This window comes from Commensalibacter sp. Nvir, assembly GCF_963921845.1.
GTDB lineage: Bacteria > Pseudomonadota > Alphaproteobacteria > Acetobacterales > Acetobacteraceae > Commensalibacter.
On the sequence record NZ_CAWUGZ010000030.1, the window covers coordinates 1 to 9880 of the forward strand.

The 9880-nt window shown below is 40.8% G+C and carries 18 protein-coding genes; 5 read left to right on the top strand and 13 right to left on the bottom strand.

What is annotated here, in order from left to right; genetic code table 11:
- The 3 genes from AABE15_RS02260 to AABE15_RS02270 form a co-directional block, all read right to left on the bottom strand.
- Positions 1-414, bottom strand: a 414-nt coding sequence (locus tag AABE15_RS02260) for a hypothetical protein (protein ID WP_338329659.1), incomplete at its 3' end; no start/stop codon positions are given.
- The gene (locus AABE15_RS02265) at positions 414-962 is read right to left on the bottom strand and encodes a hypothetical protein (RefSeq protein ID WP_338329660.1); all 549 of its coding nucleotides are present in this window, start codon (positions 960-962) and stop codon (positions 414-416) included. The genes AABE15_RS02260 and AABE15_RS02265, both read right to left, overlap by 1 nt.
- Positions 959-1327, bottom strand: coding sequence for a hypothetical protein (locus tag AABE15_RS02270; RefSeq protein ID WP_338329661.1), 369 nt, complete (start codon positions 1325-1327; stop codon positions 959-961). The genes AABE15_RS02265 and AABE15_RS02270 overlap by 4 nt, the downstream gene beginning before the upstream one ends.
- 106 nt (positions 1328-1433) lie before the next feature.
- Here AABE15_RS02270 and AABE15_RS02275 point away from each other — a divergent pair, with 106 nt between their 5' ends.
- Entirely contained in the window at positions 1434-1730 is a 297-nt protein-coding gene (locus tag AABE15_RS02275; protein ID WP_338329662.1) for a hypothetical protein, read from the top strand.
- A gap of 31 nt (positions 1731-1761) precedes the next feature.
- Here AABE15_RS02275 and AABE15_RS02280 read toward each other — a convergent pair whose 3' ends face one another.
- The 6 genes from AABE15_RS02280 to AABE15_RS02305 all read right to left on the bottom strand — a co-directional run bounded on the left by AABE15_RS02280 (position 1762) and on the right by AABE15_RS02305 (position 5375).
- Positions 1762-2319, bottom strand: a complete 558-nt coding sequence (locus AABE15_RS02280; RefSeq protein ID WP_338329663.1) for a hypothetical protein — start codon at positions 2317-2319, stop codon at positions 1762-1764.
- Entirely contained in the window at positions 2316-3659 is a 1344-nt protein-coding gene (locus AABE15_RS02285) for a PBSX family phage terminase large subunit (RefSeq protein WP_338329664.1), read from the bottom strand. Before AABE15_RS02285 ends, AABE15_RS02280 begins: the two co-directional genes overlap by 4 nt.
- On the bottom strand, positions 3656-3973 hold the full coding sequence (locus tag AABE15_RS02290; protein ID WP_338329665.1) for a hypothetical protein: 318 nt from the start codon (positions 3971-3973) through the stop codon (positions 3656-3658). The genes AABE15_RS02285 and AABE15_RS02290 overlap by 4 nt, the downstream gene beginning before the upstream one ends.
- 52 nt (positions 3974-4025) lie before the next feature.
- A complete protein-coding gene (locus tag AABE15_RS02295; protein ID WP_338329666.1) occupies positions 4026-4493 on the bottom strand; it encodes a lysis system i-spanin subunit Rz in 468 nt (155 codons plus the stop codon).
- 73 nt (positions 4494-4566) lie between these two features.
- Positions 4567-5082 (bottom strand): lysozyme, encoded by a 516-nt coding sequence (locus AABE15_RS02300; RefSeq protein WP_338329667.1) that lies wholly within the window; start codon positions 5080-5082, stop codon positions 4567-4569.
- A 71-nt stretch (positions 5083-5153) separates the two neighbouring features.
- Positions 5154-5375, bottom strand: coding sequence for a hypothetical protein (locus tag AABE15_RS02305; RefSeq protein ID WP_338329668.1), 222 nt, complete (start codon positions 5373-5375; stop codon positions 5154-5156).
- Between the two features lie 301 nt (positions 5376-5676).
- Between AABE15_RS02305 and AABE15_RS02310 the strand changes: the two genes are divergently transcribed.
- The 4 genes from AABE15_RS02310 (at position 5677) to AABE15_RS02325 (ending at position 7517) form a co-directional block, all read left to right on the top strand.
- The gene (locus AABE15_RS02310) at positions 5677-6375 is read left to right on the top strand and encodes a hypothetical protein (protein WP_338329669.1); all 699 of its coding nucleotides are present in this window, start codon (positions 5677-5679) and stop codon (positions 6373-6375) included.
- Positions 6376-6421: 46 nt separating this feature from the next.
- On the top strand, positions 6422-6766 hold the full coding sequence (locus tag AABE15_RS02315; protein ID WP_338329670.1) for a hypothetical protein: 345 nt from the start codon (positions 6422-6424) through the stop codon (positions 6764-6766).
- Between the two features lie 81 nt (positions 6767-6847).
- Positions 6848-7183 (top strand): hypothetical protein, encoded by a 336-nt coding sequence (locus AABE15_RS02320; RefSeq protein WP_338329671.1) that lies wholly within the window; start codon positions 6848-6850, stop codon positions 7181-7183.
- A 1-nt stretch (position 7184) separates the two neighbouring features.
- Positions 7185-7517, top strand: a complete 333-nt coding sequence (locus AABE15_RS02325) for a hypothetical protein (protein ID WP_338329672.1) — start codon at positions 7185-7187, stop codon at positions 7515-7517.
- A gap of 323 nt (positions 7518-7840) precedes the next feature.
- Here the strand turns inward: AABE15_RS02325 and AABE15_RS02330 are convergent, their stop codons facing one another.
- The 4 genes from AABE15_RS02330 to AABE15_RS02345 form a co-directional block, all read right to left on the bottom strand.
- Positions 7841-8350, bottom strand: coding sequence for a hypothetical protein (locus AABE15_RS02330; protein ID WP_338329673.1), 510 nt, complete (start codon positions 8348-8350; stop codon positions 7841-7843).
- Positions 8351-8361: 11 nt separating this feature from the next.
- Positions 8362-8628, bottom strand: coding sequence for a DUF2312 domain-containing protein (locus AABE15_RS02335; RefSeq protein ID WP_338329676.1), 267 nt, complete (start codon positions 8626-8628; stop codon positions 8362-8364).
- A gap of 90 nt (positions 8629-8718) precedes the next feature.
- Positions 8719-9420, bottom strand: coding sequence for a hypothetical protein (locus AABE15_RS02340; protein ID WP_338329674.1), 702 nt, complete (start codon positions 9418-9420; stop codon positions 8719-8721).
- A partial coding sequence (locus AABE15_RS02345; RefSeq protein WP_338329675.1) for a hypothetical protein occupies positions 9421-9880 on the bottom strand: 460 nt, incomplete at its 5' end.

Consider the following 9880-nt stretch of genomic DNA (forward strand, 5'->3'; position numbering starts at 1 on the left):
GTTCATGTAATGGCTGGCGTTACGCATCCATTGCTTCCAGATTTGTTTTTTAGACGCTTGATTGATATTCATGACCCCACTTTGCGAGTGGGTGGGATGGTAAAAATCGTTAATCATCCTAAGCTCTGTGTCGCTCATTAAAGGGCTAAACTCACGTAGAATTAACGTATCCAAATCCATATAAAAGATCGATTGATTGCCAATGATTTTATGTTTGGGGTTAAAGAGTTCCATCTTTGACCACCAACCCGGAAACTGATGGTAGAAGGGATACGTCTTGACATTGGGAATATACTCGGCATCGGTTAAACAAATCGCATCATATCCAAAGTGTCGTAATTGCCGGTGCAAGAATATAGCCTGACTGAGCTTGTATTCTGTGCTTAACTTTAGAACCGTGACGATAAGCATCATTATGGTTTGGAACGTTTGGTTGGATCAATTGACAATCCGATGGTAATACAGGGGTTCTTTACATCTTCTTTAGGTAAACGATGATACATTGGATCCAAAAGATGAATACTCAGAGGTTGATTAAACTTTTTAATTGCCAGATCAAAACTCAGCTCATCCGTTCCCACGTGCTCCTCGCCCTCTTGGATCCATTCCTTGCACAAACGTTTAGTTGTATCGTTGGACGTCCATCCCATAACCGACACATGATACAATCGATCGTTTAGGGTGCTATGGCGTCGCAACAGCAGATCCCCTGTAAAATTACTCATGATCTGAGGAAAAGGATTGTCCACTATCTCACTATCGATATCCACCCACAAAAAACGCTTATACGTGTGCAGCATTTCATAAATAAACGCCGCTTTTATACGCGTGTTGTCCATCCACCTCCCACGTCCCTTAAGGAATTGAATGTCATGCGGGATTTTAAATTGATCTAACAATTTCCGCATCCGCTCGGCATGGTGGGGGCAGTACCAATTTTCGGTATAAAAGGATACGATCATGAGGAGGTATCCTTGTATCCTGCATACCAGACATCGAAATCGACGTGTTTAAACCCGTCCAAGCTGCCACAATTAATCACATACATGTCTTTTTCTGCCGATTGAAACAATAAGGGCAAATACGCAAGATCCTTGGGTTTATCACCATCCACGCCAGCATCTTGCGTGCCATCGACACCAATCAATACCGTGCTGGTAAAGCCCAGATGATACGCAAGGTTCAACGCCCCATACGCACTGTTCCCCGTAGAGATCGCTCCTTGCGTGCGGGTTAATCCCAGACGTGCTTTGTAACGCCATAGTCCCCATTGCGGGCTGGTATGATCTACTGGTTCAGAGGATGGTGCCCCCACTAACCGCGTCATTACATAGGACTTCGGATACTTGGTTTGATTAGGTTTGACGATCATATCCGGAACGGCAATGACCGCTTTTCTGCGTTTTACTTTTAGTGCAGTTTGAAAGTTAATAATGTTCTTGGCACTTAGATCCAGCGTAAAAAACCAATCCCAACGGTTCAGCCATTGCACGGCAGAATTGACGGCAATAACGGGAATGTCTGGCGGTGCCTTAAATCCCTTGGCACTCGGTCCGTTGGCCACAATAATCACGGTATCAGCGGTTAACCATTTTGTTAGTTTTAACGCTTCGTTGGTAACCATAGAAGAAACGGTATCAACAGGTTCAGGCGCGGGTGGATCTTTTCGTGATGCTTTCGTCAAATCAAACGTGATCTTTTCAAGATCAGATTGGAGTTGCTCGTTATAGGTTTTTTTGCGTTTGGGATAGAAGGTAAGGGTTACCATAGAAATAATTCTCGATAAGGAAAGAAGGTTGATTCAGAAGCTGCAGAGCCATTCCACACCTGCGTATTGGGATAGTGTCGTTTAATCATGCGGTGTAATTCACTCCAGCGCGTTGCCCATTGATGCACTTTTGTAAGACCAGGATTGGTAAGGCTTTTATGCTGATGGCTATCATGGTCTGCATGAAAATGCCCCTCACCGCCCAGTCCAAAAAGGTAGAGGCAATCGGGGTTAAAGCGCTTTAACAAAAACATACAGGCACGCAAGCCTGAGTTGACTTCAAAAGGGTGGTAGGATCGTTGATCCAAATTAAGGCCAAAGCGTTGCGCTGCGGTTGCGTTTGACGTCCAACATTCAGCAGCGCTCTCAATCTGCGAGACGTAAGCCTGCCAAAAAGCCAGATCCATACCGTAAATTATGTCTACGCGATGGAAAGAAAAAACACTCCAGGCGCAATTTACGGCGCATAGTTTAAAATCACTTTTTTCCAGTTGGATACATTCTTCCAGATCAAGACTGGATCCTGATAAAACCAATGCCCACTTATTCAAAAAAAGCCTCTCGGTTTGGTGTAAAAGGCCATGACAAAGGCATCCGCCAAGTTCGGACTAGGGATACCCCGCTTTTTAAGATCTTTTTTGCTTTCCACTTTAACCTTGCCATTCTCGGTATAATCCACCTGAGGACGCGATAGTTCCGCACAGAGGTAATCCAGTTCTTTGATCTGGCTTGAAATGCTGATTAAAGAATCTTCCATGGCAGGTGTTATATGCACGTCTTCGCCTGCATGTTTTTGTTGGATTAAACGATAGGTAAACTCAAACCGATCCCGTACCTTCCACCACGTCTGTGCTTTGAGATTTAAAAACATATCCTCATTTGTTTTGCCGTCCCGATATGCACTAGTGGGCCGTTCCACCTTGCCGCCTGCATTAAAGCCAGCAGCATTCAGTCCTTGATAGCGTCTGAGATGGGATTTAACGCCGGCCCCTACCCCAATGGAATCATAGACAATCGTGCGGATCTGGTGATCCATCGCATAGGCATAAACTTTACTACTTGAATAGCCAATATCACCTTCTTTCCACGAGAAGAGGTCTTGAACCACCGCGCCGTGGCGATAGCATAGCGCGTTAGCATCTGCGCCTTCATCGGCCACGTCAAAGCCAATAGTTTTCTCTCCAGCAGGATTAAAGCCAAGCATTAGGTGGGCATCTTTAGCCGCATCAATCCACATCGGTTTGATGATAGCCTGTTCGGAGTCTGCTCGTGGTTCACCTAACCAAATATGACGATATAAATCGTAGTCGCGTGTTTTACAGGCCTCCATTTCATCGCGTAAAACGTCTGGAAAATACGGGTTTTGATCAAAATTGACGTTTAAGACTACGCTGTGCTCAGGAGGCTTGAGCACAAAGCGTTGATAGGTCTCATCCAATATATTTTTGGGATTAAACGTCATCCAGATTTCTGAGTTGGGCGTGCGGATGGTCGGAATAAGAACATCCCAGCTTTCCTTACTGACACTCTGTGCCTCTTCAATCCATAAGATGTTGACCCCTTCTAGCGATTGAATAGCGGTAATGTTGCTTTTTAACCCACGAAACATGAATTGCGAACGCGTGCGCTTATGAAAGATGTAGTTGTTCTGAAACTCGAATTCGGCCGTCAATCCTTCTTTTTCGATGATTGACTTTAGCAATTGATAGACAGAGTCCTTTATAGACTTTTGAATTTCACGGCCACATAAGATATTAAACTTAGCGCGGCGTGCATACTGAATTAAAAAGAACGCCACCGTAGTGCTTTTGCCTGAGCCTCTCCCTCCATATAAAACCTTATAACGTGTTGCCTTGGTAATAATTGGGGCAAACACATCGCTGATAATCATTTCAAAGAATCAACAATGATGTCATGATGAGCCAAATAATCAATCATAGGGGGTAAACGTTGCGCCTCGCCTTTATCGACCATAGCTTCCTCACTTTTCTTAACGTGAACGTAAGGTGCAGCCCCTTTGGCGGCTTCAATAGCCAGTTTATAGTCTCTATCCGTTAAGCATTGGTTCATCACAATTAACAACACCTCTAAGGGCGTTTTGTACTCTTTATGTTCAAGTGTCGATAAGGTTCGCTTTAAAGATATTTTGTTCGTAGATCCCTTTTTTCTTCCGGATCCCTTTCTTACACCTCCTCGTTTTTCCATAATGTTTCATTTTGATTTTTTGATTTATTTTGGTTTTTTTTCAAAACTGCGATTATTGACTGACAGCTTTGGCATAATCCTGCAGATACAAAATCTGCTGCCTTTGCTTTGCGATCATTTCGAGGAGGGCAAGATAATCTTGCTCACCTGTGCGGTTAAGTCCGCAGGTGGTTGCATCGCCCACGCTGCCGGAGCTTGAGGCTTGGGACAATTTGTATATAATGGCGTTTTTGATGTGCAGCTGACGTTGGCCAGAAGTAAGCTGAACCCCAAGACTATTAATGGTATGTTGCGCATTGGCTAATGCTTTCGTATGGGTATTGTCGATGTTTTGCAAATTCTCGCGTTGCTTTATTAAAACATTCATTTGCTCGGATTGGTTTTTAAGGCTAAGGGTCGTTTGTTTTAGGGATAAGGTTAACGCGTTACAATGCATATGAAGGTAAGCGCAATACAATCCTACGAGGACGATAACACTCCCTAGAATGCCGTAAATATATCCTTTTATTGTCGTAAACATATCAATAATAGAACCACATAAAAAACAAACGAAAATACAAGATAAGCGCAGCCTATAAGGAACCATATGGTTATTAGTTTTTCAAGCATAGTGCTGCCTCCTGAGCGCGCCTTTTTACAAGGCCTTGCATGGGTTTTTGACCCACATAGATCCAACGATTGAATTCCTCACACGCGACTAAAGGATTGGAGGAATTGAGTTTTTGATAAAGTGTTGAGTTGCGCAGTTTCGAGCACCCCACGTTGAACGTAATTGAGGTGACGGCGGAAAACTCATTGGTGCTGAGATTCTTTCCATTGCCATAGCGATTAACACACCATTCAGCGTCCCGAACGTTTCTATTCCAATCGTTGGCAATCTCTTGATCGCTTTTACGCACCCCAACCCGCACATTGGTGGTGTTGCCCACCCCATCCGTTAACAATCCTGCAGGACAATGATACGGATCGCGCTTGCACCCTTCGGCATCGCCTATCAGTTCCAAACCTGCCTGATTGGTGCGGATCCCTCCTATATGCACCACCATCGGAATAAGCGTCATAATCGCACACGCCCCACCTGCAATACCTAGCTTTCTCTTATACGCCATAGTCTAGCCCATAAAAAAACCACCCTTGGAGGATGGTTCACGTTTAACAATATACTATGAAAAGCTTCAAATTATGATGGATCGTCTTTAAGTTTAGCGATTAACAGCGCATCAATTTTTTCTTTGAGCTTATGCTCTTTACGCATGTAATAAATACTGATCATGGTAAAAACAATGCCACTGACCATTGCAATTTTGGATAGATCGTCCGGAGAGAAATGATCCCATGCCCCTACCAAAAAGGTAAATACTCCACCAAGCCAAGTGCTATGGGTCGTGTAATTCTTGTGCATTGCTTTTTACAGTTTTCTGATTTTTCGCATAAGAGGTTTTAAAATAAACTTCAAGATCAAAACAACTTTTGACTTTAAAGCTCCTGTTTACAAGTTTATTAAGCAAACCAATGCTTAATAAAATAAACGATTCTGCCGATTCGCTGTAATTCGCATGAGTAATAATAGCTCAATAAATAATATAAAATCATAATAATTGTTAATTAATCATTAATAATCACTAATGTTTATTAAGTATTAACACTGCGGTATAATAACAATTGGAAAATAGATTACCACTCCATTATTTAGGTAATTAATTATGTTCAAATTTGTAACGATCTGCTTTTCCATATTTTTGCTCAGTTTGGGCTCGTCCCAAGCAGCCTCACAAAAATATGTCTACCGAGTTGACGATCAAAGTCCAGATATAGTTTTCATTAGAGGCTTTCAAACTTGGGGAAACAATATTAACGTTGCATTGCATATTCGTGGATATTTAGCGTCTACAGGTTCTCGAGATTCAGCGTTTATATCTACCACCACCCAACTCAATTTTGCTTACAAGTTCATGAGCCTGAGAATTCGGCCTGGCCGACCTTTTTACATATATCGAATACGAGCTGATGAGAACTTCTACTCTGCACTAAGAACAATGAACCATTTGGCAACACGATGGAACGCAAGATTAGATCCCGTAACCCATACTATTTTGCTAAGAGAGAATGAATACATAGCTTACAATGGCATTCCAGCTGATCATGTTATGGAGGTTACAACATATACGATAAATTCTGTAACACGACAAATAGTGAATGAAGGTAGTTTTTCTAATGCAGGCTATGTGGATGCTGATACAGGCACAAATGAAAATCCTTTTACGTTAAGTGATCAATACCCTTACATAACAACACCAACATTATTCGCTATGCATACAACTGAAAGTGCTGCATTTGAATCAATTGACGAAACTGACACTTGGTGCCTACCCGCTTTTACATCATTGTTTCAAAGTAATTAATAATTAACAAGCACTATTTTATGAATAATTTGATCAGGAGTTTAACATGTTTAAAATAAAATATGTATTTGCATTGACAGGACTTTTATTTTCCTTTGCTTCATTCAATGCAATAAGTCACGCTTCTACCTTACCATGCTCAACGGGTGATACGGGTCTAAATAATAGACAAATTGACAAAATATCATATCTAGGCCAGGAAGGGGAATTTACTTTCATGACACAAAGCTACAATGATATCTTTCATATCAATCTAAAAAATTATTTAAATAACTATTTTGAACCCATTCAAATTGCTGCTTTTTTAGGAAAACTCCCGGTCCATTTTTGTTATTATACTGATACAAATAACGAAAAATGGGTGGATACATTGGAAATAATGAGTCCCTAATATAATTCAATTCTTACTACAATTAAAAATTTTAATAACCAACAAAAACTACTTATAGGTAATTTGTATTAGGAGTTTAACATGTTCAAAATAAAATATTTACTTGCATCAGCTAGTGTATTACTTTCTTTTGCTTCGTTCAATACTGCAAGTTATGCTATTTCATGTCCAACAGGGAGTACTAACTTAAATCATGAATATATTAGCAGAACAGGGTATTTGTCTAATTCAAGTAGTTTTAGTTTTTCCATCGAGGGTCAAACTTATATTTTTTATAATCGTCTAAATAATTATGTAAATGCTGATCTTCAACCTATGGAAATCGCTGCTTTCTTTTCACATTCTCCGGTTAATTTTTGCTATTATGAAATATCTGGTGTCACTTATGTAGATAGATTAGAAATGAATAGAGTTTAACATGTTTAAAACAAAATATGTATTTGCATTGATAGGATTTTTGCTTTCTTTTGCTTCACTCGATACTGCAAGTTATGCCTCACCCTTTGCATGTCCTGATAATGACACCTCAGTAGAAAACGTATATATTAACTCGGTAAAGTTTTCAAGTAGCCGATTTGAAACTGCTTTTACCATTGAAAACCGAGATGATATTTTTTATAATTACCTTGTGGCCGAAAATTTTCAACCCATCGAAATCTCCGCTTTTTTATCGCGCACTCCAGTTCATTTTTGTTACCATATAGAATCTGAAAATTACTTTGTAGACAGGTTGGAAATAACAAATGAATAAATTTATAATAAAAAATTATTAAGATTTACAAGTAAAATTATTTTATTCTTCACATTTTTATATTTTACAATGGCTGTTTTTTTACTCAGTTGCTCCTCTTTTACACCAACACCATTTTTTTTGCCTAGCAAATAAACTCTCAAAAGCAAACAAAACTCATTTACCGCTTCTAAGACACAAATTTATCACTTTCTTAAAACAAAACCTTAAATGAAAAACGCACCCTATGGTGATGCGTGTCTTGTGGCCAGGTCCTCCCTGGACACAATTCTTTTAGTATGACAAAATAGTAGCAAGTTTTGCGGCAATGTTCAAGTGTTTTTTTAATCAATCTTCTCAAAAGTTTGCTCTAAAAGAATAAAAGAAGAGATAATTTGACCACTTATAAAATCACGATGCATTTTTAAAACTTTAGATAGAGCAAAAGCATTCATATTTCCGAATATGATTTTATTTAAAATATCTATATGATATTTCCCCACCCCATTCCAAATCACAAACAGCTTTTCATACGCCTCATGCTGTGCTTGGGTGGGTTCCCAGCGATTGCGGGAAACGCTGAGTAAACTTATCTTGGCGTATAAGTTTTGGGTTGCCCCTAAGGCTTTTTCACACAGAATGGCATAGCGTTCGGCACAGTTGCGTTGTTCAATAGTGATCATCCCACGCCCATACATCTCGTCATATGCACATTTACGGCGTAGTCGGTTAGTTTTATGGTGAGGATGGTCGGGATCAATCGCTTCCTCAAGTTCCAGCTCCCCTCGTTTCCAGCGTTGCTGTACCCCTGCTTGTCGAATAAGGAGGGGGATATACTTTTTTCGTTTCTGCATTGCGATTAAAATTACATTCCCAATGCATGTCTATACGTATCAAACAGCGCTTCTTGCTCTTCTACCTCCGAAGGCTCTTGTTTGCGTGCACGTATAATACGCCGAAGGACAGGTACATCAAACCCCGCAGATTTGGCTTCTGCGTATATATCTTTGATATCGCTTGCTAACTTTCCACGTTCCCTTTCTACACGTTCTATACGCTCTATAATACTCCTCAAACGCTCCGCAGCAATTCCACCAATCTGCGCTGTGGTATTACTTTGTTCCATTACCATATCGGTTACGAAATTGGCCACACCATCCACAAAAGAATTCATTGTATCGTTTTTTAAATCCGTCATGTTTTTACCTTTATTTTTTAGCCATTAAGAGAGATGCTTTTTCGTCAAAGTGAGAGGTTTAGGCTTTTTTGAAGTCCTGTTTTTTTGCAATTGCCTTAACGCATTTTTAATAGGACCTTCAGGAAAATATTTTAAATCCCGCATAAAATTTTCCCATATGTCCGTAGGATTCCCATCGTCTTCCTCTTGTTTTGCTTCATCGCTAAACAAATATTCATAGGCCGATACGCAATATTGCCGCATGAGGCTTTTAAACCTTGCTGCACGATCCGATTGCATGTCAGCGGAAGGAACTGACTCTTCAGGATTGTCTTTCCAGTGATGCGATTGCCGGAGATAAAAATTCCTAACCCACTCTTTTGCTTCAGGCGTTAACGTGGCAAAGTCCGCGTGATTGCAATACATCTCAGTAATTTCTTGATTGGCACGGCGGTATTTCTCAAGTTCGATCCACGCACTCAAGTGATCGCAAAGTTCGCGATAGGCTGGAAAAAACTTGGATTGCGACGCCACATATTCGAGGGAACTGACGGTAAAATACCATTTTTCGAATTTACCCATAAGCATCATGGTAAGGTTGGTGACAAAGTGTTTATTAACTTCCTTATCGCTTTTTTGGGTTAAATCCATTAACTGCCGAAGCCAATTGGCTATTTTCTCAGCCGTAGCGGCATAGCTTCGATCAATGCGCCACACGACGTTGGTGGTCTCGAAGGATGAGGTCATTTACCGATGTCCCCAGGCCCGTTTCGGGCTGTACGCTTGAAGCTGCTCCAGAGTCGGCTCTTCATTCGCGTATTTTTGTTGGTATTCCAAAATATTTTTGCACAACCCCCATTCTTCGGTTAATTTTTCTTTATTGGTTTTAGGGTAACTCTGGAGGGATTGAGGATGATCTCGTTTTTCAATTCTACTCTTGAGAATGGCGGAAATATAGGCGACGGGGTTGTTGCCATGCAGCCCGGCTTGAATTGCCTCAGCCACGAGCGGAGCGTCTTGCCCCGACTGCTTAAACCATCTCCCTACGATCTTATGACATTCCAACTCCGAGGAACGTATTCGCTCTTGAAGCACCTGAACGCTTTTAGTGAAAAGCTTAGTCGTTTCGTTAATCGGGACCACTTTGGGTAAATTTAACGGTTGGGGGGTTTGGGGGGAATCCTTCTTACTTTCTAGTTCTATATCT